We start from the raw sequence: 25,401 nt of genomic DNA, 5'->3' as shown, positions 1-25,401 counted from the left end.
CGTGCTCCCCGCCCCGAACCTCGACGACCGCCGCTTCCAGCAGCTCGTCGACGACGCCAAGCGCCACATCCAGGCCACCTGCCCCGAGTGGAGCGACCACAACGTCTCCGACCCCGGCGTCACCCTCGTGGAGACCTTCGCGCTCATGGTCGACCAGCTGTCCTACCGGCTCAACCGGGTGCCGGACAAGCTCTACGTCTCCTTCCTCGACCTCCTCGGGATGACGCTGCACCCGCCGACGGCCGCGTCCGCGGAGCTCACCTACTGGCTCTCCGCCGCCCAGGACCAGATCGTCGTCGTCCCGGCCCAGTCGGAGGCCGTCACGCCTCGCACGGAGACCGAGGAGCCGGTCGTCTTCCGCACCACCCGCGACCTCGTCGTGCCCCCGCGGTCGCTGTCCCTCGTCCTCACGCAGGGCTTCGGCGGGGGCGTCGTCGACCGCGGTGACGCGCTGCGGGCGGCGGAGCGCTTCGCCGTCTTCACCGACACCCCGGCGCACGACGACGTCGTCCTCCTCGGCCTGGACGACGCGGCGCCGTCGTGCATCGTCGTCCTGCGCTTCGACAGCGAGGTCCGCGGCGTGGGCGTGGACCCCCGCTTCCCGCCGATCACCTGGGAGGCGTGGACCGGGACCGGCTGGCGGGCCTGTGACGTGGACTCCGACGGGACCGGCGGCCTCAACCGCTCCGGTGACGTCGTCCTGCACGTGCCCGACCACCGGGCCTCGATCATCGACGGCAAGCGCGCCGGCTGGCTGCGCTGCCGCGTCGTCGACCCGCCCGAGGGCTACCCGCGCTACAGCGCCTCACCGACGATCGGCGCGGTCTCCGCCTTCACGATGGGGGGCACCGTCCCCGCAAGCCACGCCGAGCTGGTCCGCGACGAGATCCTCGGCCTGTCCGAGGGGGTGCCCGCCCAGGTGTTCCACCTCGACCGCAGCCCGGTGGTCGCCGGTGGCGACGTCGTCGTGCAGGTGGCCGCCGGCAGCGGCTGGGACGAGTGGGTGGAGGTGGAGTCCTTCGCCTCCGCGGGACCCGAGGACCAGGTCTTCCTCCTCGACCGGGCCACCGGCGAGGTGCACTTCGGGCCGGCGGTCCGACAGGCCGACGGCACCCTGCGCTCCTACGGCGCCGTGCCGCCCAAGGGCGCACCGCTGCGGGTGCCGGTCTACCGGACGGGCGGTGGGCCGCGGGGCAACGTCTCCGCGCGGACGATCACCGACATGCGCACCCCCATCCCGCTCGTCGACCGCGTGGAGAACCGCCGCCCGGCGCTCGGGGGCGTGGCCGGGGAGTCGGTCGCCGAGGCGAGGCAGCGCGGCCCGCTGCTCCTGCGCACCCGTGACCGCGCGATCACCGCCGAGGACTACGAGCAGCTCGCGCTGCGGGCCGAGCCCTCGGTGGCGCGGGTGCGCTGCGTGCCGGCGACGACGCCGGAGGAGTCCGGCGGTGTCCGGCTGCTCGTCGTGCCCTCCGCCGTGCCCGACGACACCGGCCGGCTGCGCTTCGAGGACCTCGTCCCCAGCGAGGAGGCCCTCGCCCGGATCACCGAGCACCTCGACCGCCGCCGCCCCGTGGGGGCCCGGCTCCTCGTCGAGCCGCCCTTCTACCAGGGCGTGACCATCGTGGCGCGGCTCGCGGCGCGCCCGCGCGCGGACGTCGAGCGGCTCGAGCGCGAGGCCGTCACCGCGCTCAACACCTACTTCGACCCCGTCTCCGGCGGGCCCGACGCCGAGGGCTGGCCCTTCGGTCGCCCCGTCCACGCCGGGGAGGTCTACGCCGTCCTCCAGGCGCTGCGCGGCACCGAGATCGTCGAGGACGTCAAGCTCTTCGGCGCGGACCCGATCACCGGCAAGCGCGGCGAACCGGTCCAGCGCATCGACATCGACCCGCAGGGACTGGTGTTCTCCTACCAGCACCAGGTGCGCGTCGTCGGGGGGCGATGACGTGCGCGGCACCGTCCCCCGCCTGCCCAGCGTCGCGCCCGTGGCGCACCGGCTGCCGGCCGTCTACCAGGAGGACGAGTTCCTCCAGCGCTTCGTCCAGGCCTTTGACGCGGCGTTCGCCCCGCTCTTCCTCACCCTCGACACCCTCGCCTGCTACGTCGACCCCGAGCTCGCGCCGCCCGACTTCCTCGACTGGCTCGCGGAGTGGGTGGGGATCGAGGTGGACGACACGTGGTCGGTGGAGCGGCGCCGCGAGATCGTCGCCGGGGCCGCCGCCATCCACCGCGTGCGTGGGACCCCCGCGGGCATCGTCGACGCCGTGCGGCTCGTCGTCGGCGGGCGGGTCGAGGTGGAGGAGAACGGTGCGAGCAGCTGGTCCGCGCAGCCGGGCGCCGCGCTCCCGGGCTCCCCGGAGCCGCTGCTGCGAGTGGTCGTGCACGTGCGCGAACCGGGGGCCGTGGACCGTACCCGCCTCGAGCGGGTCGTCACCACCGTCAAGCCGGCGCACGTGGCCCACACCATCGATGTCGTGGAGGACTCCGATGCAGACATGTCCTGAGTGCGGAAGCCGCAACGAGGACGGCGAGCTGTTCTGCGGCAGCTGCGGCACCTACCTCGAGTGGGAGGAGACGCAGGTCGCGGTCGCCGACGGCGCAAGGACCGGCGCTGCCGGCACAGTTGAGGTCGCGGGGGGCGGCGCGGGTGCGCCCGCGGGAGGCGACGGCGGCAGCGGGGCTGCGCCCGTGGGGAGCGACCACGGCGGGGCAGGTCGCGCAGAGACAGCCGACGGTGGCAGGGCGGGCGGTGCCGCGGGGTCGGACGGCGCCGGCGCGGGCGGGGCCGCGCGAGCCGACGACGGCGTCCGTGCGGCGACCGACGAGCCGGCGTCGGCAGCCGGGCCCCCGCACGCCGCGCCGGGCGAGGAGCCGGTCGCCCCCTCCGCACCGCGCGCCGTACCGGCTGCGGCATCGGCTGCGCCGCCCACGGTCACTGCAGCCGGCTCGGGCGCGCTCGGTGGGCTCGGCGGACGGGCGGCGCGGGCGGCGCGCCGGGCCGCCGACCAGGCCACGGGCGGGGCGCTGTCGACGGCGAGCAGCACCGCCTCCCGCGCCCGGTCCGAGGCACGCGGTGCCACGCGGGCACCCGGCCGGACGGCAGCAGACCAGGCGGTCCGGGCGGCCGGGGGCGGTCCGCTCGCCCAGGCGGCGGCTGCCGCCGCGCGCGAGGGCACCGAGGCGGCACGAGGCGGTGCCGCCGCCGGCGGGCCCTCCGGCGCCGCGGGGGCGGGTGCCGCTGCCGCGGCGGCACCGCCGTCGGCGGAGCCGCGGGAGCAGGGGGCGTCGGCGCGGCCGGCCGACGTCGCGGAGGCACCCGCCGCCGCGCAGCCCAGCCCCGCCAAACCGGGCCGGCCGGCCCCTCGCCAGCCCGCGGCGCGCAAGCCCGGCGCGCCCGTGCAGCGCCGCCCGGTGCCACGGGCCGAGGAGGAGGAGCCGCCCCCGCGCCCGGGCGAGCTCGTCTGCGGCGCCTGCGGGGTGGGCAACGCACCGCACCGGCACTTCTGCCGCCGCTGCGGCGCCGACCTCACCGACGCCCCGGTCCAGCCGGAGCGCTCGTGGTGGCGGCGCCTGCTGCGCCCCGAGCCCCGCCAGGGACCGGCGGCGGGGACGCGGCCCCGTGCGCGCCGTCGTCGTCGGTTCCCCACGAGGCTCGTCGTCACCATCGTCATCCTCGGCCTGCTCGGGACAGGTGCCTGGTACGCCCGCGACTCCCTCGCGGGTGCCTACGCCGCCGTCGTGGACAGGGTGGCGGGCGACAAGCCCATCAACCCGTCCGAGGTGGTGGCCTCGAGCGCGCGGGCGGACCGTCCCGCGTCCCAGGTGCGCGACGGGATCCTCGACCGCTCGTGGGCCCCGGAGGGCGACGGGATCGGGGAGTCGGTCGAGCTCGTCCTTCCCGAACCGGCGCGCCTCGTCACCGTGCTCGTCGTCGCCGGCAACGGCGGGGAGGAGGAGCAGCGGCTCCTGGAGGCACGGCCTCGTGGGCTGCGCCTCACCATGACGACGCCGGAGGGCGAGGAGGTCCAGGACGTCGAGCTCACCGACACCGGGGAGCCGCAGCCGGTGTCGGTGGGTCTCAGCGACGTCGAGTCGGTCCGCCTCACGATCCTCTCGGTGTACGGGGAGGAGCTGGGGGCGCCGGTCGCGCTGGCGGAGGTGGAGCTCCGGGGGCGGGGCTAAGGTCCTCGGCCACCCCGAGCTCGCGGAGCACCTGCGAGTAGGAGCGGGCGGCGCGCTCGGCGGCGGCCGGCTCCCCAGCGGCCCGGAGCGCGGCCACGAGGGTGCGCCAGGCGTCGTCGCGGTACTCGTCGACGTCGACGCTGCGCTGTGCCGCACGCACGGCCTCGGCGTGGTCGCCCGCAGCGAGGGCGAGCTCGGCGAGCAGGGCGGCGGCCTCCGCCACCCGGGTGCGGTAGCGCTCGCGGGTGGGCACGAGCCAGTCCGCGGGGCCCTCCTCGGGCAGGACGTCCCCGGTGTACACGGCGAGCGCCGTGCTCAGCGCGGCGCGCTGGCCCGTGACGTCACCGCGCCGAGCGGCCCTCGCGGCCGCGGACAGCGCCTCGTCGACCTCGACGACATCACTCGTGGAGCCGGGGCCCAGGGCGAGCATGTAGGACTCACCGTCCCGCACGACGATCCGGCTGTGCCGCCCGGGCACGCCGGGCTCGAGCGCCGCGCGCAGACTCGAGACGCTCACCTGGAGGTTGTGCATGGCCGCCGCCGGGTCGAGCTCACCCCACAGGGCGTCGGCGATGAGCTCGCGGTGGACCGAGCGGCCGGCGTGCACGGCGAAGAAGCGCAGCACCGTCCGGGCGCGGGGACGGATCCCGCTGAGGTCGGGCACCCGGCCGTCGACGAGCAGCTGGAGCTCACCGAAGCAGCGGACGGTGAGCACGGGGGCGGGGCCGGAGCCCGGATCGGGAGGGCTGGCCGCCGACGGGACGCTCGTCGAAGGGCTTGCCGCAGCAGTGGGGGCCGCCGACGGGGTGGGGAGGGCGGGGTCGCCCGGATCCGGGACGGTCGGCCGCGGGCCGGCCGGCTCGTGCGACCACGGGGACATGTCCGCCAGCCACGCCCACGGGCGGCAGTCCAGGCCGGTGGTGCTGGCGGTAGTCCGGGCGAGCGTGAGGAGCTCCTCGCGGTCCTCGGTGCGCGCCGCGGCCAGGGCGGCGTAGGCGAGGGCGCAGGCGCCCGGGACGCCGGCGGACCGGGAGTGCGCCTCGGCGAGGCGGGCCTGCTCGGCGGCGTCGGGCAGCTGCTGCGCCGCGGCCAGCAACGCGCCGATCGCGCTCACCCAGGCCTCGAGGACACCGGCGTCGAGGTCGCGCAGGCGGCGGCGCAGCTGGTCCAGGGTGCGGGAGTCGACCGTCCCTGACGGCAGCCGGATGAAGCACCACACGAGGGCGACGATGGCGGCCGCCCACCGGTCGCCGCGGGCGTCGAGGTCCCCGATGACGGCGGCCATCGGCCGGCGGTCACCCCCGTGCCCGGCAACGGCGATCGCCGAGGTGAGTCGGGCCAGCCAGGTGAGGCCGTGACGCTCCGCCTCCAGGTAGATCTGGTCGAAGGGCGAGGACTGCGGGGAGGTGAGGGGGCCGGTGCGCACCTCGGCGCGTCTGCCCGCGCCGCCGGGGACGATCGTCCCGAGCGTGGCGAGGACCAGGCGCGCGGTGAGGGCCAGGCCCGGGGCGGTGCCCTCGGGCTGATCCGCGAGGGTGCGCAGCTCCCTGCTGCCCGCCCGGCGATCCCCACCGAGGAGGTGGGCGAAGCCCGTGACGTCCCGCACCAGGGCGTCCTCCGCCCCGGCGGCGCGACGCGCGACGTCGAGCGGATGACGGCGGGTGGCGGCGAGGAGGAGGTCGGGCCACCGGGGCCGTGGCGGTACCGGCCCGCCGCGCCACGCGGTGATGTCAGCCCGTAGCTCGTCGCACAGCCGCTGGCCGCCCGCGTCGGTGAACTGGGCCCGCGCGCGCTCGGCGGCCGCCGCGGCGTCGTCGAGCCGCCCGTCCCCGAGCAGCCGGCGGGCGTCGGCCAGGCAGCACCACGGGTCGGAGGCGGTGAGCCACGCCGGCAGCAGCCCCGCCCATGTCTGGTCGCGCGACCGAGCCTGGTGCGGGGCGACGAACACCCGCTCACCGGACTCGTGGAGCAGGGCACGCACGCCTGGCCAGTCCTCGGCCCGGGCCCGCGCACGTAGCGCCTCGACGAGGTCCCCCTCATCCTCGAGGATCGCCGCCGCGCGGACGTACCACTCGGCGGTACCGGCGGGACCGAGCTCCTCGCGCAGCGCGGTCTCGAGGTGGCGGCGCAGCACCTCGTGGTAGCTGAAGGTGTCACCGCCGTCCGTCGTCGTCGTCAGGGCCTGGCGCGTGACGAGGTCCCGCAGCGTCCGCTGCGCGTCCGTCGTGCCGAGGAGGGCATTGCACCGGTCGGCGGTGAGGGCGTCGAAGACGCAGGTCCGCACGAGGAACGCGGTGGTCTCCGGCGGCAGCCCGGCGAGCACCTGACCGGTGAGGTAGTCCTGCGCGTAACGAGCGCGCCCGGCGAGCGCGTGCACGGCACGGTGCCGGTCGGCGGGCTGGCTGTCGAGGGTGGACAGGTGGAAGAGCTGGAGGGCGGCCGCCCAGCCCTGGGTGTACCGGGTGAGCGCGGCGGTGTCGTGCGGGGGGAGCGGGGCGCGGTGGACCCGCCGGAAGAGCGTCTCGACCTCCCACGTGCGGAAGCGCAGGTCCTCCCCGGTGAGGACGACGAGCGCGGCCAGCTCGCTGCGGGCGAGGTTGAAGCCGGGCATGCGCCGGGAGCCGATGAGCACCCGCAGCTGCGGCGGGGCCAGCAGGAGCACCTGCTCCAGCTCTGCCTCCGCGGGCTGGCCGGCGAGGACGTGGAGGTCGTCGAGGACGAGGAGCACCGGGCCGGGCAGCCGTTCCAGGGCCAGCGCCAGCTGCTCGGGCGTGGCCAAGGCGTCGTCGGTGGGGAGGTGGGGGGCCAGCGCCCGGTGCAGGAGGGGGACGAGGCGGCCGGTGGACCCCGCGTCGAGCCGGCACCACGCGACGGGCAGACCGCTGGCGGTGGCCCACTGCGCCATGAGCGTCGTCTTGCCGGTGCCCGGCGGGGCCACGACGAGGCCCATGCGGTCGCGGGCGACGGCGTCCAGGGCCCGCAGCAGCTGGGGGCGGCGCAGCCCGGAGACCTGCGGGGCGGCGGTGCTGGCGCGGGGAACCCCGGCGCGCAGGGCGCCGTCCGGCTCGCCACCTGTGGGGCACATAGGACCCCCCGTCCCTGTCAACGCCCGTCGTGCCAGCCAGTCTAGAAGCCCACCCCGCCCCCAACCGCACATTTTGGGCGGTCGGGGACGGTCCGGCGTCGTCGTCCTCGATCACCCGACCGGCCGCCTCGCCGGAGACCGGGCGGGCGGGCGCCGGGGCTACTCGCTGAGGGCGGCGGCGACGGCGAGGGAGAGCGCGCCCTGGAAGGTCGTCTCGCGCTCCTCGGCGCTCATGTCCTGGGAGCCGTCGAGCAGGTGGTCGGAGACGGTGAGGACGGTGAGGGCCTGGCGGCCGAGCTCGGCGGCCACGCCGTAGAGGGCGGCGGCCTCCATCTCGACGCCGAGCACCCCGTAGGCGCCCAGTGCCTCGGTCTGCCCGGGCACCTTGAGGTAGAAGTGGTCCCGGGAGACGATCGTGCCGACGTGGTAACGCTCGATGCCCTGCTCCCGGGCAGCGCGCACGGCGGCCTCCGCCAGCTCGAAGGACGCGACGGCGGAGAAGTTGATCCCTGGGATGCGGTGCTGGTTCATCGCCGAGTCGGTGTGGGCGCCCAGGCCCACGAGGACGTCGCCGACCTTGACCTTCGGGGAGATGCCCCCGGCCGTGCCGACGCGGATGATGCGCTGGACGCCGTACTCGCGGAAGAGCTCGGTGGCGTAGATGGTCGCCGAGGGCTGTCCCATTCCCGAGCCCATGACGCTCAGCGGCTTGCCGTCCACGGTGCCGGTGTAGCCGAGCATGCCGCGCACGTCGTTGACGAGGCGGGCGTCGGGCATGAGCTGCTCGGCGATGCGCTGTGCCCGCCGGGGGTCGCCCGGCATGAGGACAGCGGGGGCGAAGTCGCCGGGGGCGGCGGCGATGTGGGGCGTGGGCACAGGGACCTCCAGGGGTACGGACGGGTGGACCCATGCTGCCACGCCACTTCGCCCGGATCGGGGGACCGGGCACTAGGCTCGCCGTGACTCCACCCGCCGACGTCAGGGGCCACGATGTCCGACCAGCACAGCGAGCACGCGCCGCAGGACGGCCCTGTTCCGCCGCCGCCGGCCCCCTGGGGCGCTCAGCCGCCCGGCGGCCAGCCGGCCCAGCCGGCGTCGGGCCAGCCGCAGCTCGGTGGCTATCCCGGCTACCCGCAGCAGCCGGGGTACCCGCAGCAGTCCGGTCACCCGCAGCAGGGGTTCGCGCCGGGTTACCCGGCGCAGCAGGCCGGACCGGGACAGGGCTTCGGTCAGGGCTACTCCCAGCCGCAGCAGCGACCCTCCGCCCTCGGTGGGCTCGCCGACCTCGGCTTCACGCGCCGGATCACACCCGGCCTCGCACGGATCGTCTACGTCGCCGTCCTCGTCCTCGCGCTGCTCGGCCTCATCGTCGCCGTCATCGGCGCGATCGGTGCCTTCGGGATGGCGAGGAACCCCTTCGTGGGCGGGAGTCAGTGGAGCCTCTACGGGTTGTTCTTCCTCGCCACCGGACCGCTCGGCGCTTTCGTGCTCGTCGCCTTTGCCCGTTTCTGGCTCGAGTACTTCCTCGACCGCGCGGGCGAGCGCCAGGGTGAGCGGTCCCACTGACAGCCGCCGTCGCCCCGGTGTGCGCCTCTCGACGTGCTCCGGATAAAGTCGTCTGGTGACTCCCGCTGGTAACGCGACCTTCCGCTACTCGAATGCGGCACTCCTTGCTGTCACGCACATCGAGGCTCCCGTGCGGGTGCCGTCGTCGCGTTTCGAGGAGGAGCTGGCGCCGACGCGTCGGCGGCTGCGTCTTCCCGACAACCTCCTCGAGCGGGTCTCGGGGGTCGTGGAGCGGCGCTGGTGGGAGCCGGGTACCCGCTTCGACGACGCAGCCATCGAGGCCGGCGCCAAGGCGCTGGCCGAGGCCGGCGTCGACCCGGCCCGCGTGGGGCTCCTGGTCAACACCTCCGTGACGCGCACCCACCTCGAGCCCTCCGTGGCCGTGCGCATCCACCACGGGCTGTCGCTGCCGTCCTCGGCGGTGAACTTCGACATCGCCAACGCCTGCCTCGGTTTCGTCAACGGCATCATGCTCGCCGCGACGATGATCGATGCCGGGCAGATCGACTACGCCGTCATCGTCAACAGCGAGGACGCCCGCGGCACCCAGGAGACGACCCTGCGTCGCCTCGCGCGGCCCGAGGTCACCCGCGAGGACTACCGCCGCGAGTTCGCCTCCCTCACCCTGGGCAGCGGCGCGGCGGCTGCCGTCATCGGCCGCGCGGACCTCCACCCCGGTGGCCACCGCGTCGTCGGCGGCGTCTCGCGGGCCGGCACCGAGCACCACGAGTTGTGCGTGGGCAGCCTCGACGGCATGTTCACCGACACCAAGGGCCTGCTCGACGGCGGTCTGCCGCTCGTCACGGCCGCTTTCGCCGAGGCGAACAACGGCGCGGGCTTCCAGTGGGGCGACATGGACCGCTACGTCACCCACCAGATCTCCACGCCGTACACGAAGGCCGTCATCGACGCGATCGACCTCCCCGAGGACCGCGTGCCGATCACCTTTGGCTACTGGGGCAACGTGGGCCCGGCGTCGCTGCCGATGACCCTCGCCGCCCAGGCCGACACCCTCGCGCCGGGGGACCGGGTGCTGTGCCTGGGGGTGGGGTCGGGCCTCAACACGGCGATGCTCGAGCTGCAGTGGTGAGCCCGGGCACCGACCTGCCCGAGCTGCCCGGCCTCGACCCTCGCTGGAGCCGCCGCGTCACCGTCCCTGCTACGGGGGAGGACCCCCCGGTCACCTGGCACCTGCTCGACAACGCCCCCGACCTCACCGGCGAGGCCCGCGGCACGCTCCTCGCCGTCCACGGCAACCCCACGTGGTCCTACCTGTGGCGCTCCCTGCTGCCCGCGGCCGCGGCGGCCGGCTGGCGCGTCGTCGCCGTCGACCAGCTCGGTATGGGCTGGTCCCAGCGTGACGGGCGCTTCCGCCGCCTCGCCGACCGCGTCGCCGAGCTGGGGGAGCTCACCGACCACCTCGGCCTCACCGGCCCCGTCGTCACGGTGGGGCACGACTGGGGCGGCGTCGTCTCCCTGGGCTGGGCGGTCGCGCACCCCGAGCTGCTCGCGGGCGTCGTCCTCACCAACACCGCCGTCCACCACGACGACGACGGCGAGCTCCCCGCGTTGCTGCGGCTGGCGGGCAACCCGAGCGTGCACGCCTGGGCGACGAGCGGGACCCGCACCTTCCTGCGCGCCACCCTCGCCCTGGCCCACCCGCCGCTGAGCCGGGAGGTGCGCGCCGCCTACCTCGCGCCCTACGACGAAGACCGCCGCGCCGTCGCCGACTTCGTCGCCGACATCCCCGCCGACCCGAGCCACCCGAGCCGCCCCGCCCTCGACGCCATCGCCGACGGCGTGGCCAGCCTTGAGGTGCCGGCCCTCGTCCTGTGGGGACCGCGCGACCCGATCTTCCAGCGTCGCTACCTCGAGGACCTCCTGCGCCGCCTGCCGCACGCCGACGTGCACCGCTTCGAGGGCGCCGGCCACCTCCTCGCCGAGGACGTCGACGTCGCCGGCACCGTCACCCGCTGGCTCGAGTCCACCTTCCCCGCCGACAGCTGGATCTCGCCCGACGGCGCGGCTCCCGCCCCCACCCCCCTCCCCGCTCCCGCCGCCACCCCCCTCCCCGCCGACAGCCGGATTCCTCCGGCCGGCGCGGCTCCGGTCCGCCCGCTCGCGGCGGTCCTCGACGAGCGCCGCGACGACGACGCCCCCGCCGTCGTCGCCCTCCACCCCGGCGGCACCGACACCGTGACGTGGCGCGACCTCGCCACCCGCGTGCGCCACCTCGCCCTCGGCCTGCACGACGCCGGCGTGCGGCCCGGGCAGCGCGTCAGCCTGCTCGTCACCCCCGGCGTCGACCTCACGACCGCGCTCTTCGCCTGCCTGCGCCTCGGCGCCGTCGCCGTCATCGCCGACCAGGGCCTTGGACTGCGCGGGATGAGCCGCGCGATCCGCGGGGCATCCCCGGACGTCGTCATCGGCATCGACCGCGGCCTCGTCGGCGCGCGGCTCCTGTCGTGGCCCGGCCGTCGCGTCGCGGTGAGCGAGCTCCCGCCGGCGCAGGCCCGTGCGCTCGGCGTCACCGACACCCTTCCCGGGCTCACCGCCCGCGGCGCCGAGCTCGAGCGCGCCGGCACCGAGCTGCCGCCCCTGCCCGGACCGGACGACGACGCCGCCATCCTCTTCACGTCCGGCTCCACCGGCCCGGCCAAGGGTGTCGTCTACACCCACCGCGGCCTGGGCGGGATGCGCGACACCCTCGCCGCGACCTACGGCCTGGGCCGCGAGTCCTCCTTCGTCGCCGGCTTCGCGCCCTTCGCCCTGCTCGGGACCGCGCTCGGTTCCCTCGCCGTCGTCCCCGACATGGACGTCACCTCGCCGGCCACCCTCACCGCGGCCGCGCTCGCCGAGGCGGTCCGCGCGAGCAGTGCGACCGCCGTCTTCACCTCGCCCTCCGCCCTCCGCAATGTCCTCACGACCGCCGGCGAGCTGTCCGCCGAGCAGCGTGAGGCGCTCTCCGGCGTCGGGCTCTTCCTGTCCGCGGGCGCGCCGATCCCGCCGGAGCTCCTCGCCCGCGTCGCCGAGGTCATGCCCCGCGCCAGCGCTCGCACGCCCTACGGGATGACCGAGGTCCTGCCGGTCACCGACATCGACCTCGAGGAGATCCACCGCGCCCTCGCCGACGTCGGCACCGTGCCTGGCGCAGGCGGCGGCACCTGCGTGGGCCGCCCCGTGCCCGGTACCGAGGTCGCGATCATCCCGCTCGACGACGGCGCCGCCACGGGTGAGCCCACCGACGCACCGGGCGTGACGGGGGAGATCCTCGTCGCCGCGCCGCACCTCAAGCGCACCTACGACCGTTTGTGGGCGACGCAGGAGGTCAGCGCCGACCATCCCGGCCGTCACCGCACCGGCGACGTCGGGCACCTCGACGCCGAGGGACGGCTGTGGGTCGAGGGGCGCCTGTCGCACGTCGTCACGGCACCCGGGGGCGTCATCACGCCCGTGGCCGTCGAGCACGCCGCCGAGCGGGTGCCCGGTGTCCTGCGTGCGGCCGCCGTGGGTGTGGGCCCCCCGGGGACCCAGCAGCTCGTCGTCGTCCTCGAGACCGATCCGGCCGTCGACCGCCGTGCCCGCGCCGGCGCCTCCCTCGCGACGCCCGGTCTCGCCAGCGCGGTGCGCCGCGCCGTCGCCGAGGCGTGCGACGTCCCGGTCGCCGCGGTCCTGCGCGTGCGGGAGCTGCCGACCGACGTGCGGCACAACGCGAAGATCGAGCGCGGCCGCATCGGCCGGTGGGCCGAGCGCGCCCTGGCCGGCGGGCGGATGGGGGAGCCGTGACCCGGCAGCGCCGTCGCCGCCGCGTCGACGCCCCCGCCACCACGACCGAGACCGCGGCGCCTGAGGCTCTGCGCGTCCTCGTCACCGGGGCCAGCGGCATGCTCGGGAGGCGCACCGCGGAGCGGCTGGTGGCCGCGGGCCACGACGTGCGGACCTTCCAGCGGCGCCCCGCCGGCGTCGAGGGGGCGAGCGACTCCCTCGGGTCCCTCACCGACCCCGCAGCGGTGATGCGCGCCGTCGAGGGGCGTGACGCCGTCGTCCACCTCGCCGCGAAGGTGTCGGTGAGCGGGCCGCGGCACGAGTACGAGCAGGTCAACGTCGAGGGGACGCGCACGCTGCTCGCGGCCGCACGAGCCGCGGGGGTGCGGCGCTTCGTCCAGGTGTCCTCGCCGTCGGTCGCGCACACGGGAGGGTCCCTCGTCGGTGAGGAGGCCGGACCGGCGCAGCCGGAGCACGCGCGCGGCAACTACGCCCGGACCAAGGCGGCCGCCGAGCTGCTCGCGCTGGGGGCTGACGGGCCGGACCTCGCCGTCGTCGCCGTGCGCCCGCACCTCGTGTGGGGGCCGGGGGACACGCAGCTCGTCGAGCGGATCGTCGAGCGTGCCCGGGGCGGGCGGCTGCCGCTGCTCGACCACGGCGCGGTGCTCGTCGACTCGGTCTACGTCGACAACGCAGCCGACGCGCTCGTCGCCGCGCTCGAGCGGGCGCCGCAGGCGCACGGGCAGGCGCTCGTCGTGACCAACGGGGAACCGCGCGCGATCGGTGACCTCATCGCCGGGATCTCGCTCGCCGCCGGGGCCCCGGCGCCGGCCTGGCGCGTGCCGGCGCGGCTCGCGAAGATCGCCGGCGGACTGGTCGAGGCCGTGTGGGCGGTGCGCCCGGGCCGCGACGAGCCGCCGATGACCCGCTTCCTCGCCGAGCAGCTCTCCACGGCGCACTGGTTCGACCAGCGCCGCACCCGCGAGGTGCTCGGCTGGGAGCCCGCCGTGAGCATCGACGAGGGCCTCGCAAGGCTCGCCGAGCACTACCGTCGCGCCTGAGTCCCCACCCCCGCGCCGACAGCCGGATTCCTCCGCCCCACCCCTGCGCCGACAGCCGGACCGCTCTGGCTCCCTTTCCAACGGGCTCCCCGCTTGCCCTGTGAACTTCCCTCTCACAGCACATCGCCACGAGGAGAACCGGGGAGGTCGTGTTCGGGGAGCGGGAGAGTGGGCGATCGCGGGTGCGTAGCTCGGCCGAGCACCGCCACAATGGAGGGCATGATCCCGACTCTCGCGCTCAACGACGGCAACCGGATCCCCGCGATCGGCCTCGGCACCTGGCCGATGGGCGAGGAGGCCCCCGAGGCCGTGCGGACGGCGCTCGAGATGGGCTACCGGCTCATCGACACCGCCGCGAAGTACGAGAACGAGGAGGCCGTGGGCCGCGGTATCGCGGAGTCCGGCGTCCCGCGCGAGCAGATCGTCGTCACGACCAAGCTTCGCGGCAGCGACCAGGGCTACGAGGAGGCGCTGCGCGCCCTCGAGGCCTCGCGGAAGAAGCTCGGCCTCGAGTACGTCGACCTCTACCTCATCCACTGGCCGCTGCCGCGCCTGGACAAGTACGTCGACTCCTGGCGCGCGCTCGTCAAGCTCCGTGATGACGGCGTCGTCCGCTCGATCGGCGTCTCGAACTTCACGGCCGCGCACCTGGACCGGATCATCGCCGAGACCGACGTCGCGCCGGCCGTCAACCAGATCGAGCTGCACCCCTACTTCACCCAGGCCGACATGCGCGCCGCCGACGCCGAGCGCACGGTGCTCACCCAGTCGTGGAGCCCGCTGGCCCGCAGCGCCTCGCTCCTCACCGAGCCGGCCCTTGAGCAGATCGCCGGCCGGCACGGCGTGGAGACCGCGCAAGTGGTGCTGCGCTGGCACATCCAGCTCGGCGTCCTTCCGATCCCCAAGTCCGCCAGCCCGGACCGGCAGAGCCTCAACCTCGACGTCTTCGGCTTCGAGCTGAGCGAGTCGGAGATGGCCCAGATCAGCCGCCTCGAGCGCGGCCGGCAGAGCCACGACCCGGACACGCACGAGGAGTTCTGAGTCGTCACCGGGCGCGCTTGTATCCTGAGCCGATGCCTGCCGCGCGACTCGTCGCCTTCGACCTCGACGACACCCTCACGCCCTCGAAGTCCCCGATCCACCCGGAGATGGCGGACGCGCTCACCGCGCTGCTCGCGGTCGTTCCGGTGTGCATCATCTCGGGCGGGCAGCTCGAGCAGTTCACTACCCAGGTGACCGAGCGTCTCGAGCTCGACGACGCCGCACGATCCCGTCTGCACCTCATGCCCACCTGCGGCACGCGCTACTACCGCTACGACGACGGCGGCGACCTGCAGGAGATCTACGCCCACGACCTCGCCGCCGCGGAGCGCGCCGAGGCACTGGCCGTGCTTCAGCGCGAGGCGCGGCGGCTGGGGCTGTGGGAGGAGCAGACCTGGGGGCCGGCCCTCGAGGACCGCGGCTCGCAGATCACCTTCTCCGCCCTCGGGCAGCAGGCCCCGCTGGACGCGAAGCGCGCCTGGGACCCGACGGGGGAGAAGAAGGAGCAGCTGCGCGCCGCCGTCGCCCCGCTGCTGCCCGAGCTCGAGGTCCGCTCCGGCGGCTCGACGTCGATCGACATCACCCGCCAGGGCGTCGACAAGGCCTACGGGATGACGCGCCTGGCCGAGCACACCGGCATCGACCTCGCCGATATGCTCTTCATCGGCGACCGCCTCGACGAGGGCGGCAACGACTACCCGGTCAAGGCCATGGGTGTCCCGTGCATCGCCGTGGAGGGCTGGGAGGAGACCGCCCGGACGGTCCGCACTCTTGTGGCCGAGGTCGCGGCGGCGGCCCGCTGAGTGGCGCGGCCGGAGGTCGGCGGGGAGACCACCGCGAGCAGGCGCTCCCTGGTTGTGGGACGTCGGTGACACGACGCCTCCTTCGCATCCCGTCACAAAGGCCCCACGTCACTGAGTGAATCAAGGCCTAAGGCTTGTCCAAGCCTGCCTGATGACGCCGGACCGCGGCTTTGTGGCGGGATTCTGGCGCGGTCAGGGGACCAGGGCGGGTTGGCGCTCCGCCGCCGCGACCAGGGCGGCGTAGTGGCCGTCCTCCGCCAGTAGCTCCTCGTGGTTGCCCACCTCGACCATGCGGCCGTGGTCGACGACGGCGATGAGGTCGGAGCTCCGGACGGTCGAGAGACGGTGGGCGATGGTGATCGTCGTGCGGCCCCGGCTCAGCACGTCGAGGGCCTGCTGGACGGCGTGCTCGGTGCGGGTGTCCAGGGCGCTGGTCGCCTCGTCGAGGACAAGCACCCGGGGGTCGCGCAGCAGCGTGCGGGCGATCGCCAGGCGCTGCTTCTCGCCGCCGGAGAAGCGGTGCCCGCGCGCGCCGACCACGGTGTCGTAGCCATGCGGCAGGGCGAGGATGACGTCGTGGACCTGGGCAGCGCGGGCCGCGGCCTCGATCTCCTCGTCGGTCGCCTCGGGCCGGGCGTAGCGCAGGTTCTCGCGCACGGTCGTGTGGAGCAGGTAGGTCTCCTGGGAGACGACACCCACCTGGGAGGCGAGGTCGGCCAGGGTGAGGTCGCGCAGGTCGACGCCGTCGAGCAGCACGCGCCCGGACGTCGGGTCCTGGAGCCTCGCCACGAGGCCGGCGATCGTCGTCTTGCCCGCCCCGGACTCACCCACGAGGGCCAGCCGGGTGCCGGCGGGGACGTGGAGGTCGAGGCCGGTGACGGCGTCGGCGTCCGCGTCGGGGTAGCGGAAGGTGACGCCCTCGAAGGTGACGGCGCCCGGACCGCCGCCGGAGGGCAGTGCCACCGGCGCCACGGGGTCGTCGATCTCCACGGGCAGGTCGAGGTACTCGAAGATCCGGCTGAACAGCGCGAGTGACGCGGTCACTTGCACGCCGGTGTTGAGCACGCCCATGAGCGGGCGGAACAGCCCGGACTGCAGGGCGATGAAGGCGACGAGCGTGCCGATCGTGATGTCGCCGGAGCCCGGCAGGCCCGCGACGAGGTAGATGAGCGCGGGGATAGCGGAGAAGATGACGCTTGTCGTCGCCATCCGCCAGCGGCCGGCGAGCTCCGAGCGCAGCTCGAGGTCGGCGAGCTCGCTGGAGGAGTCGGCGAAGCGGCGGCTCAGCTCCGGGCCGGCGCCGAGGGTCTTGGCGAGGAGCGCGCCACTGACGGACAGCGACTCCTCCACCTGGCCGTGGAGGCCGGCCAGCGCCTTCTGGCGCTTCGCCGTCACCTCGCGGCGCATCTGCGCGACGCGGCGGGTGAGCCAGATGGCGGGCGGCAGGACGACGAGGGAGAGCAGCGCGAGCTGCCAGCTGAGTGCGATCATCGCGACGATCGTCGCGATCGCCGTCGTGACGTTCGCGGTGATCGCCGTGGCGGTGCCGGTGACGACGGACTGCATCGCCCCGATGTCGTGGGTGAGGCGCGACTGCACCTCACCGCCGCGGGTGCGGGTGAAGAAGGACATCGGCTGGCGCTGGAGGTGGACGAAGACGTCGGTGCGCAGCCGGTGCATGACCTTCTGGCCGACGTCGGTGGAGATCCACGTCTGCAGGACGCCGAGTGCCGCCGTCACGACGGTGACGACGAGCATCGCGCCGACGAGCACGAGGAGCAGGCGCACGTCCTGCTCGGGCAGGGCGATGTCGATGACGTGCCGGGTGAGGAACGGGGTCGCCAGGCCCATGACGGAGCTCGCGGCGATGAGCGCGACGACGACGAGCAGCCGACGGCGGTGCGGCCCGAAGAGGGCGGCGATACGCCGCACGCTCACGGGGTGCGACTCGAGCTGGGCGGCGTCGGCCGGGTCGCGGCGGGTGGGGCCGTGGGGGCGGAATGAGGGGCTCGACATGAGCGCCACCTCGCTTTCTCGAGTGGCGACGGCTGGGTGCCGTCGGACCGGTTCAGGGGCGGGGCGCGGGACTGGCCGGCGATGTCCTGACGTGACCGTCGCGCCGCACGCAATAGCGAGGTTACCTCACTATGTGGGTGCGCGCTACTGTTGACGGCATGGCCGACCCCGAGCTCAGCGAAGCACTCATGCACGCGAGCCGCGCGCTGCGCCGCCGCACGTGGTCCTCGCTGGAGGACTGGGACCTGTCCCCGCACCAGGCGCGGGCGCTGCGGACGGTGTGCGGACACGACGGCGCCCGGCTCAGCGAGGTCGCCGCTCACCTGCGCATCGCCCCGCGCTCGGCCACCGAGGTCGTCGACTCCCTCGAGGCCCGCGGTCTCGTCGCCCGGCAGCCCGACCCCGACGACCGCAGGGCCGTCCTCGTCGTCGCCACGGACGAGGGCCGCACGGTGCACGCGGCGGCGGACGAGCTGCGCGGCGCGGCGGCCGAGGAGTTCTTCAGCCGGCTGGGCGCGAGCGAGCGCGAGCAGCTCGCTTCGCTGCTGCGCCGGCTCGTCGACTGAGTCAGACGCCGAGCGCCTGCCGCACCAGGGTGAGCGCCTCCCGCGAGTCGATGCCGAGCGAGCGGACGGTCTGGGCGTAGGCCTCTGCGGCTCGCGTCGCGGCGGCGTGGTCGCCACCCGCACGCTCGGCCGCGGGGTCGATGACGAACGTCCCCGACCGGCCCCGTCCGACGATGAGCCCGTCCGCCTCGAGCTCGCGGTAGGCGCGGGCCACCGTGTTCGGCGCGATCTCCAGGTCGCCGGCGAGCCGGCGCACGGTCGGCAGGCGGTCCCCCGGTTTGAGCGTCCCGGTGGTGATCTGCGCCGTGAGCTGCGCCCGGATCTGCGCGAACGGTGCGGCAGGAGACGCGGGGTCGATGCTGAGCATCATGCCCCCGCCGCGGCCGGGCCACCGAGCTGCTGCCCGTCCCACAGTCGCTCGCGGAAGCGCTGCGGCGCCGAGCCACCGCGTCTCGTCGCGACGACGAGCGCGACTGCTAGCAGGACGAACGGCAGGACGTACCCGCCGACGAGCAGCCACAGACTCCATGCCGGGCCCACCTCGCCGGTGGCCACGGCGGCGACGGAGGCGGCGTCGTCGAGCACCGCGCCGGTGACGACGAGCGCGAGGAGGCCGACGAGAGCCGGCGGCGCCATGAGCGAGGACAGCGTGCTGGCGCGCACGGCGTCCTGCCAGTAGAGCTCGGTCCGGCCCCGGCTGGGTTGCGGGGCGTCGAGCACGCGGCGGATGGCCAGCTCCGACAGGGCGGTGAGGACGGGCAGCGCGACGGCCAGCACCGGCAGCGGGCTGCGCCACAGCGTGTCCGCGTCGAACCAGCGGCCACCACCGAGCGCGAGGGTGATGACGAGGACGAGGAGGCCGACGCCGGCGAAGGCCCAGCACAGCGCACGATCCGCGGGTGGGACGTAGTCGCTCATCGTCGGCGCGGTGGCGCGGGCGGTGCGGGGAGCGTCCCCGACGGTGCCGGGCCGGGCGATCTCCACCACGGCCAGACCCGCCGCGCCGAAGACGAAGGCGAGCGACACGACGACGTAGCCCCCGGACGGCGCGTCGGCGCCGGCCGGCCACAGGAGGGCGAGGATGACGAGGGCCGCCCCGGCGAGCAGGATGCCCGAGCCGACGGCCCGGGCCCGGCGGGTCATGCGTGCCTCGAGCGCCGGGGCGTACTGCGCCGGGACGCTGCCGCCGGTCTGGGTGGCGAGGCGGCGGGTGAGGTGGGAGCGGAAGCGGGGGCTCGCCGGCGCCAGCACCGCGAGAGCGCCCAGGGCGAGAAGTGCGAGGGCATCGACGATCACGGCGGGCCTCCATCGGGAGAGGGTGTTGGCTTGATTGTGGCAACACAGTGTGTTACGTGTCAATACATCGCGCAGACTCAGCCTGTTCTACTCTGCTGCCATGTCGCTGACCTGGGCGCGGGCGCTGTCCGACGTGCCTAGGCTCCAGCGGGCGCGAGCCGGTCGAGCAGCTCGCGCACAGCGGCCAGTCGCGGGACCCCCTCGTAGCGCGTGACGACGGTGCCGCCCGCGTCGAGGACAACGACGGTGGGGGTCTGGGTGATCTCGAGGCGCGCCGCGAGGTCGGTGTCGTGGGCGACGTCGATGTCCAGGTGGCGCACCCCCGGCGTCGTCTCCGCCACCCGCGCGAGCAGGCCGCGCGCGGCCCGGCACGGCGCGCAGAACCCCGAGGAGATCTGGAGCAGGGTCGCCCGCTCACCGAGCGGCCCGGACAGTCCGAGTGCGTCCGCGGTGAGGGAGGAGGAGGTCACCCGCCGATTCTACGGAGCCTCCAGCGGCCTCGCGCCGCGGCCGGGTGCCCCACGTAGGGTGGTCGGGCACCCGACCCCTGGAGGCCTCCCCGTGAGCCGACGTCCGACCCGCGCCGCGGCCCTCGCCGTGAGCGTGTGCCTCGTCCTTGCCGCCTGCTCGAGCGAGGACGGCTCCGACGACGCCGAGTCCCCGACCGCCGAGCCGACCCCCGAGCGAGGGTCGGTCCAGCAGCCGGCCCCCACCGACGTCCTTCCCGGCGCCGACGGCGAGCTCGCCCTCGCCGCGAGCCGCACCTTCTTCGCCCACGCGCCCGTCGTCGTCCTCGCCGACGACGCCGACCCGGCCTCCCGGCTGCGGGCGGGCAGCGCGAGCCTCGCCCTCGGCGCCCCCGTCCTCCTCGACGACGACGCCGCCGCCCTCGCCGAGGAGCTCGACCGCCTCGACGCGGGCTGGGTGCTCACCGTCGGTGACGCCACCCTGCCCGAGGAGCTGGGCGACGTCGTCGCCGTCCCCGCCCCGGCCGACGACGCCGCGCTCGCCGAGCATCTCGGCCTTGAGGCGGGAGAGCCGGTGGAGGTGGCCGACGGCGGGGAGGTGGCCGCCGTCGTCGGGCTCGAGCGCGGGACGCTCACCCCGCTCGCCCCCGCAGCAGACGCGACGGACGACGCCGACGAGCAGACGGCGGACGACGCGACCGCCGAACAGGCGACCGCCGCCGAGGCGACGTCCGAGCCGGCCGCCGACGGCGAGGAGCTGCCGGCGACCGAGCTGCCCGAGCCCGTGACCGGGACCCTCGCCCTCACGACCGGCGCGCCCGGGGAGCTGCTGGCCACGGCGACCGCACGCGCTGCCGGTGCGGACGTCGCCGTCGTGCCCGGCGGGGACCCGCGGGCCACGAGCGAGTCGGTGACCGCGCTGAGCGAGGCGGCACCGGAGCACGTCGTCGGGCTCGGGGACGCCTTCGGTGACGACGAGACCCTCGCCTGGCGCGCCGCGACCGCGGTGACCGGCGTCGAGCTGCCCGGCGGCGGGCAGCTCGTCTTCCCCGGCAAGCGCTACGTCGCGCTGTACGGCAGCCCGGTGACGCCCGCCCTCGGGGTGCTGGGCGAGCAGGCCCCCGAGGAGACGATCGCCCGCGCGCAGGAGCACGCGCAGCCCTACGAGGAGCTCGTGGACGACACCGTCGTCCCGGCCCTGGAGATCATCGCGACGGTCGCCTCCTCCAGTGCGGGCGACGACGGCAACTACTCCAACGAGTGGCCCGCGGAGGACCTGCGCCCGCTCGTCGAGGCGGCGGGGGAGGCCGGCCAGTACGTCGTCCTCGACCTCCAGCCCGGCCGCTCCTCCTTCCTCGAGCAGGCCCAGCTCTACGCCGAGCTCCTCGAGCTGCCCCACGTCGGCCTGGCGCTGGACCCGGAGTGGAACCTCGGGCCCGACGAGCAGCACATGGTCCGCATCGGCTCGGTGACAGCCGAGGAGGTCAACGAGGTGGTCGACTGGCTGGCCGACTTCACCCGCGAGCGTGACCTGCCGCAGAAGATGCTCGTCCTCCACCAGTTCCAGGTGCGGATGATCCAGACCGTGCCCGAGGTGGACCTCTCACGCAGCGAGCTCGCCGTCCTCGTCCACGCCGACGGCCAGGGCGGCCAGGGCGCCAAGCAGGACACGTGGCGCACGCTCCACGAGCACGGCCCGGACATCCAGTGGTGGGGTTGGAAGAACTTCTACGACGAGGACTCCCCGATGCTCACCCCGGAGCAGACCATCTCCCAGGTCGACCCCGTGCCCCACTTCATCACCTACCAGTAGCTCAGTGCAGCACCCACGGAAGGGCAGCGAAGACCACGTAGGCGAGCGGGACGAGCACGGGGGGCATTAGGGCGGCGAAGCGGCCGCGGCGCGGTGCCGCGGGCGCGTCCGCCGGCGGGAGCGGCGAGGTGACTGTGTCGTCGTCGCTCGTCAGCTCGCGGTGCTCGAGGACGGCGAGGACCACGACGACGACGAAGAGCGCGACGGCGACTGCTGCGGGCGGCAGCGTGACGAGCGCCGGCAGGTCCAGCCGTCCGGCCACGGCCGCGCCGACGCCCGCCGTCGTCGTGAGAAGCGCCAGCGGCACCCCCACTGCCCACGGTCGCGCGACGAGCGGGCGCAGGAGGACGGGCAGGGCGAGCAGGACGGCCCCGAGGAGGACCACGGCGCCGAGCTGGACGGCGTTGTAGGACAGCGCCTCGCCCCGCGCCCACGCGGACGCGGCGGAGGTGCCGACGAGGAGGGCGACGACCTGCACCGCGGCGATGATCGCCACCCGCCACACGCCCGCCACGAGCTCCGGTGAGCGGTCCTGGTCGAGCCGGCGGGCGTACTCGGTGGGGTTGCCAAAGGTCTCCTCGGGGCTGTCCCCGCTGTCGACGCAGTGCGCCTCGACCTCGGCGAGCCGGTCTCCGATGACCGGGCCCGGGACGTCACGCATCCGAAGCTCGAGGACGAAGTCGTCGCACCAGTGCTGGTGGGCGCGGACGAAGGGCCGCTGCCACACCTCGGCGGCGGCGCTGCTCGGCGTGCTGCTCATGTCGTCTCCTGTGTAGTCGTGGGTCAGGTGGTCGGGACGGGCGCGCACGACAGGTGCGCGGCCACGGTTGCCGCGAAGGCGTGCCACTGGGCGGTGCCCTGCTCGAGCGCCTCGCGCCCGGCGTCGGTGAGGGCGAAGTACTTGCGCCCGGGGCCGCCCTCACCCGCGCGCCACTCGACGGTGACGAGCGCGTTCTTCTCCAGCCGCCCCAGCAGGGGGTAGAGGGTGCCGCCCTTGATGTCGCCGAAGCCTGCCACGGCGAGGTCGGCGGCGATGGCGTACCCGTACGTGGGCCCGTGGGACAGCGTGCGGAGCACGCAGAGCTCGAGGACTCCGCGGAGCCACTCGCTGCGTGAGGGTCTCGCGCTCATGACTAGATGGTGGCACTAACTAGTCAGGTTGTCTAGGTAGACAGTCTGGGTACGCACGTGCATCAGTCGCCCGGCGGGAGGTGTGGTATGCCGGCGCGTAGGGAGGGAGGCGAGCCGGGTCCTGGCGAGGGAGACCGTCGGGAGGGATCGGGCGGACGGGTGCTACCTCAGCGCAGCGGCGTGTGGGCGGGGTCCACCCGCTCACCCTCGCGCACCGGCCCGGGCGGGGTGCCGTCGCCGAAGGGCCGCCCGCCGAGCACCTCGCGGCCGTGCGGGGTGGTCCAGCCGGACAGGTCCGGGCCGACGGGCACGATCTGGGTGGGGTTGAGGTCGGTGTGGACGACGTAGTAGTGCTGCTTGATCTGCTCGAAGTCGATCGTGTCGCCGAAACCGGGGGTCTGGAAGAGGTCGCGGGCATAGCCCCAGAGCGCCGGCATCTCGCTCAGCTTGTTGCGGTTGCACTTGAAGTGTCCGTGGTAGACGGGGTCGAAGCGCACGAGCGTGGTGAACAGCCGGACGTCTGCCTCGGTGATCGTGTCGCCCACGAGGTAGCGCTGGTGCGTGAGCCGCTCCTCCAGCCAGTCCAGCGCCGTCCAGAGCCGGTCGTACGCCTTCTCGTAGGCCTCCTGCGAGCCGGCGAAGCCGCAGCGGTACACGCCGTTGTTCACCTCGGTGAAGACGCGGCGGTTGACGGTGTCGATCTCCTCGCGCAGGTGCTCGGGGTAGAGGTCCGGCGCCCCCTCGCGGTGGTGCTCGCGCCACTCCGCGGAGAGGTCGAGGGTGATCTGGGCGTAGTCGTTGGTCACCACCTGCCCGGTGGGGACGTCGACGATCGCCGGCACGGTGATGCCGCGGGCGTAGTCCGGGAAGCGCGCGAGGTACGCCTCCTGGATCCGCTCGATGCCGAGCACCGGGTCGCGGCCGCCGGGGTCGAGGTCGAAGGTCCACGATCGGGCGTCGTGCGTCGGGCCGGGCAGGCCGAGGGAGATCGCGTCCTCCAGGCCGAGCAGGCGGCGCACGATGATCGTCCGGTTCGCCCACGGGCAGGCGCGCGCCGCGACGAGCCGGTAGCGGCCGGGCTCCACCGGGTAGCCGTCCGCGGCGTCGCGGGTGATGCGGGTGGTGATGTAGTTCGTGTCCCGCGTGAACTCCTGCCCGGAGGCCACGTAGCTGCCGGCTGTCGAGTGCGCGTCGTCCATGCCCTCGACCGTAACCCCCACCTCGTTGCGTCGCCCTTCCCGATCACGCGTCGCCCTTTCCGTCACCCTGCGGTGAGTGAAAAGTACGACGCAAGGAAGGTGCGGCGGGCGAGTCTGGCCCGGGCTCGGCCGCCCTGCCTCAGAAGCGCTCGCTGCGCTCGTGGACGCCGTGCTCGGCGGAGTACACCTCGGCGCCGGTGATGAGGACGCGCTGGACGCGGGAGAAGACGTCGAGCGGGTCGCCGGACCAGACGACGACGTCGCCGTCGAGCCCGGGGCGCAGCGCTCCCACGCGGTCGTCGAGCCCGAGGATCTCGGCCGGGTTGATCGTCAGCGCCCGCAGCGCGACCTCCCGGTCCAGCCCCTCCTTGACCGCGAGCGACGCCTGGTGGACGAGGAAGTTGATCGGGACGACAGGATGATCCGTCGTGATCGCGACCTTCACCCCGGCCTCGGCGAGGCGGGCGAGGCTGGCGATGTCGCGGTCGCGCAGCTCGACCTTGGAGCGGCTGGTGAACAGCGGCCCGAAGATCACCGGCACGCCCTTCTCGGCGAGCACGTCGGCCACGCGCGCACCGTCGGTGCCGTGGTTGACGACGAGCCGGTAGCCGAACTCCTCGGCGAGCCGGATCGCGGTGGCGATGTCGTCGTGGCGGTGGGTGTGCTGGTCCCAGATGAGCTCGCCGTCCAGCACCGCGACCAGCGTCTCGAGGGTGAGGTCGCGCTCCACCGGCTTGCCCTCGGCCAGTGCGTGGTCGCGCGTGGCGGCGTAGTTCTGCGCCTTGACGAAGCCGTCGCGGATCACCTTGGCCACGCCCAGCCGCGTGGAGGGCAGCGCCTTCTTGTCCCCGTAGACCCGCTTGGGGTTCTCCCCGAGCGCGGACTTCACCGAGACCCGCTCGCGGAGGAGCTGCTCGTCCACGGTGCGCCCGCCCCACGTCTTGATCGCGACCGTCTGGCCGCCGATGGGGTTGCCCGAGCCGGGCTTGACGACGGCGGAGGTCACCCCGCCGACAAGGGCGTCGCGGAAGCCCTCCTCCTCGATGTTGATCGCGTCCAGGGCGCGCAGCCCGGCGCCGATGGGGTCGGTCATCTCGTTGACGTCCGCCCCGGCCCAGCCCTCGCCCTCCTCGTGGACGCCCATGTGGGCGTGGGACTCGACGAAGCCGGGCAGCACCCACGAGCCGGTCGCGTCGACGACGCGCACGCCGTCGGGAACCTCGACGTCGGACCCGACGGCTGCGATGACGCCGTCGACGACGAGGACGGTGCCGTTCTCGATGGGCTCACCGTCCACGGGGACGACGTAGCCACCGGTGACGGCGACGGAGGCGGTGCGGGTGCGGCGGGGCTGGGAAGAGGTCGTCATGCTCCAGTGGTATCACCCGCCGGGGGTGGCAGGCTTGGGTG

Annotated in this window: 21 protein-coding genes; 11 read left to right on the top strand and 10 right to left on the bottom strand. The window is 74.7% G+C overall.

What is annotated here, in order from left to right; translation table 11 throughout:
• Position 1: 1 nt before the first annotated feature.
• The 3 genes from M3148_RS11380 to M3148_RS11370 are packed head-to-tail and all read left to right on the top strand — an operon-like array spanning position 2 to position 4,182.
• Positions 2-1,945, top strand: a complete 1,944-nt coding sequence (locus M3148_RS11380) for a putative baseplate assembly protein (protein WP_251304819.1) — start codon at positions 2-4, stop codon at positions 1,943-1,945.
• A 1-nt stretch (position 1,946) separates the two neighbouring features.
• On the top strand, positions 1,947-2,504 hold the full coding sequence (locus M3148_RS11375; RefSeq protein WP_251304818.1) for a phage tail protein: 558 nt from the start codon (positions 1,947-1,949) through the stop codon (positions 2,502-2,504).
• Complete coding sequence (locus M3148_RS11370; RefSeq protein ID WP_251304817.1) at positions 2,488-4,182, top strand: zinc ribbon domain-containing protein; 1,695 nt, start codon at positions 2,488-2,490, stop codon at positions 4,180-4,182. The genes M3148_RS11375 and M3148_RS11370 overlap by 17 nt, the downstream gene beginning before the upstream one ends.
• Here M3148_RS11370 and M3148_RS11365 read toward each other — a convergent pair.
• Positions 4,103-7,267 carry a BTAD domain-containing putative transcriptional regulator gene (locus M3148_RS11365; RefSeq protein ID WP_251304816.1) on the bottom strand — a complete coding sequence of 1,055 codons (3,165 nt, stop codon included), beginning with the start codon at positions 7,265-7,267 and terminating at the stop codon, positions 4,103-4,105. The two genes, M3148_RS11370 and M3148_RS11365, sit on opposite strands and share 80 nt — an antisense overlap.
• Before the next feature lie 159 nt (positions 7,268-7,426).
• On the bottom strand, positions 7,427-8,143 hold the full coding sequence (gene deoD, locus M3148_RS11360) for a purine-nucleoside phosphorylase (protein WP_251304815.1): 717 nt from the start codon (positions 8,141-8,143) through the stop codon (positions 7,427-7,429).
• Positions 8,144-8,257: 114 nt separating this feature from the next.
• On the opposite strand from deoD, the gene M3148_RS11355 reads away from it, so the two are divergent.
• The 6 genes from M3148_RS11355 (at position 8,258) to M3148_RS11330 (ending at position 15,503) form a co-directional block, all read left to right on the top strand.
• Entirely contained in the window at positions 8,258-8,833 is a 576-nt protein-coding gene (locus M3148_RS11355) for a DUF4282 domain-containing protein (RefSeq protein ID WP_251304814.1), read from the top strand.
• Positions 8,834-8,888: 55 nt separating this feature from the next.
• Positions 8,889-9,923 carry a 3-oxoacyl-ACP synthase III gene (locus M3148_RS11350; RefSeq protein WP_251304813.1) on the top strand — a complete coding sequence of 345 codons (1,035 nt, stop codon included), beginning with the start codon at positions 8,889-8,891 and terminating at the stop codon, positions 9,921-9,923.
• Entirely contained in the window at positions 9,920-12,619 is a 2,700-nt protein-coding gene (locus M3148_RS11345; RefSeq protein ID WP_251304812.1) for an alpha/beta fold hydrolase, read from the top strand. The genes M3148_RS11350 and M3148_RS11345 overlap by 4 nt, the downstream gene beginning before the upstream one ends.
• A 68-nt stretch (positions 12,620-12,687) precedes the next feature.
• Entirely contained in the window at positions 12,688-13,659 is a 972-nt protein-coding gene (locus M3148_RS11340; protein ID WP_251304894.1) for an NAD-dependent epimerase/dehydratase family protein, read from the top strand.
• A 219-nt stretch (positions 13,660-13,878) separates the two neighbouring features.
• A complete protein-coding gene (locus M3148_RS11335) occupies positions 13,879-14,700 on the top strand; it encodes an aldo/keto reductase (protein ID WP_251304811.1) in 822 nt (273 codons plus the stop codon).
• 32 nt (positions 14,701-14,732) lie between these two features.
• On the top strand, positions 14,733-15,503 hold the full coding sequence (locus M3148_RS11330; RefSeq protein ID WP_251304810.1) for an HAD-IIB family hydrolase: 771 nt from the start codon (positions 14,733-14,735) through the stop codon (positions 15,501-15,503).
• Between the two features lie 192 nt (positions 15,504-15,695).
• Here the strand turns inward: M3148_RS11330 and M3148_RS11325 are convergent, their stop codons facing one another.
• Positions 15,696-17,519 (bottom strand): ABC transporter ATP-binding protein, encoded by a 1,824-nt coding sequence (locus tag M3148_RS11325; RefSeq protein ID WP_251304809.1) that lies wholly within the window; start codon positions 17,517-17,519, stop codon positions 15,696-15,698.
• Positions 17,520-17,677: 158 nt separating this feature from the next.
• On the opposite strand from M3148_RS11325, the gene M3148_RS11320 reads away from it, so the two are divergent.
• Positions 17,678-18,085, top strand: coding sequence for a MarR family winged helix-turn-helix transcriptional regulator (locus tag M3148_RS11320; RefSeq protein ID WP_251304808.1), 408 nt, complete (start codon positions 17,678-17,680; stop codon positions 18,083-18,085).
• Position 18,086: 1 nt separating this feature from the next.
• On the opposite strand, the gene M3148_RS11315 is transcribed toward M3148_RS11320, so the two are convergent.
• The 3 genes from M3148_RS11315 to M3148_RS11305 all read right to left on the bottom strand — a co-directional run bounded on the left by M3148_RS11315 (position 18,087) and on the right by M3148_RS11305 (position 19,851).
• The gene (locus M3148_RS11315; protein ID WP_306469956.1) at positions 18,087-18,455 is read right to left on the bottom strand and encodes a GntR family transcriptional regulator; all 369 of its coding nucleotides are present in this window, start codon (positions 18,453-18,455) and stop codon (positions 18,087-18,089) included.
• The gene (locus M3148_RS11310; protein WP_251304807.1) at positions 18,452-19,381 is read right to left on the bottom strand and encodes a hypothetical protein; all 930 of its coding nucleotides are present in this window, start codon (positions 19,379-19,381) and stop codon (positions 18,452-18,454) included. Before M3148_RS11310 ends, M3148_RS11315 begins: the two co-directional genes overlap by 4 nt.
• A gap of 137 nt (positions 19,382-19,518) precedes the next feature.
• Positions 19,519-19,851, bottom strand: a complete 333-nt coding sequence (locus M3148_RS11305; RefSeq protein ID WP_251304806.1) for a thioredoxin family protein — start codon at positions 19,849-19,851, stop codon at positions 19,519-19,521.
• A 91-nt stretch (positions 19,852-19,942) separates the two neighbouring features.
• Between M3148_RS11305 and M3148_RS11300 the strand changes: the two genes are divergently transcribed.
• Entirely contained in the window at positions 19,943-21,661 is a 1,719-nt protein-coding gene (locus tag M3148_RS11300; RefSeq protein ID WP_251304805.1) for a hypothetical protein, read from the top strand.
• A 1-nt stretch (position 21,662) separates the two neighbouring features.
• Here the strand turns inward: M3148_RS11300 and M3148_RS11295 are convergent, their stop codons facing one another.
• The 4 genes from M3148_RS11295 to M3148_RS11280 form a co-directional block, all read right to left on the bottom strand.
• Positions 21,663-22,421 carry a hypothetical protein gene (locus tag M3148_RS11295; protein ID WP_251304804.1) on the bottom strand — a complete coding sequence of 253 codons (759 nt, stop codon included), beginning with the start codon at positions 22,419-22,421 and terminating at the stop codon, positions 21,663-21,665.
• Between the two features lie 23 nt (positions 22,422-22,444).
• Entirely contained in the window at positions 22,445-22,792 is a 348-nt protein-coding gene (locus tag M3148_RS11290; protein ID WP_251304803.1) for a PadR family transcriptional regulator, read from the bottom strand.
• A gap of 167 nt (positions 22,793-22,959) precedes the next feature.
• Positions 22,960-23,991, bottom strand: a complete 1,032-nt coding sequence (locus M3148_RS11285) for a glutathione S-transferase family protein (RefSeq protein WP_251304802.1) — start codon at positions 23,989-23,991, stop codon at positions 22,960-22,962.
• Between the two features lie 139 nt (positions 23,992-24,130).
• Positions 24,131-25,360 (bottom strand): amidohydrolase, encoded by a 1,230-nt coding sequence (locus M3148_RS11280; protein ID WP_251304801.1) that lies wholly within the window; start codon positions 25,358-25,360, stop codon positions 24,131-24,133.
• Positions 25,361-25,401 lie beyond the last annotated feature (41 nt).

It is taken from the genome of Georgenia satyanarayanai, from assembly GCF_023715365.1.
Lineage (GTDB): Bacteria > Actinomycetota > Actinomycetes > Actinomycetales > Actinomycetaceae > Oceanitalea > Oceanitalea satyanarayanai_B.
This window is presented reverse-complemented; position numbering and strand designations above follow the sequence as displayed.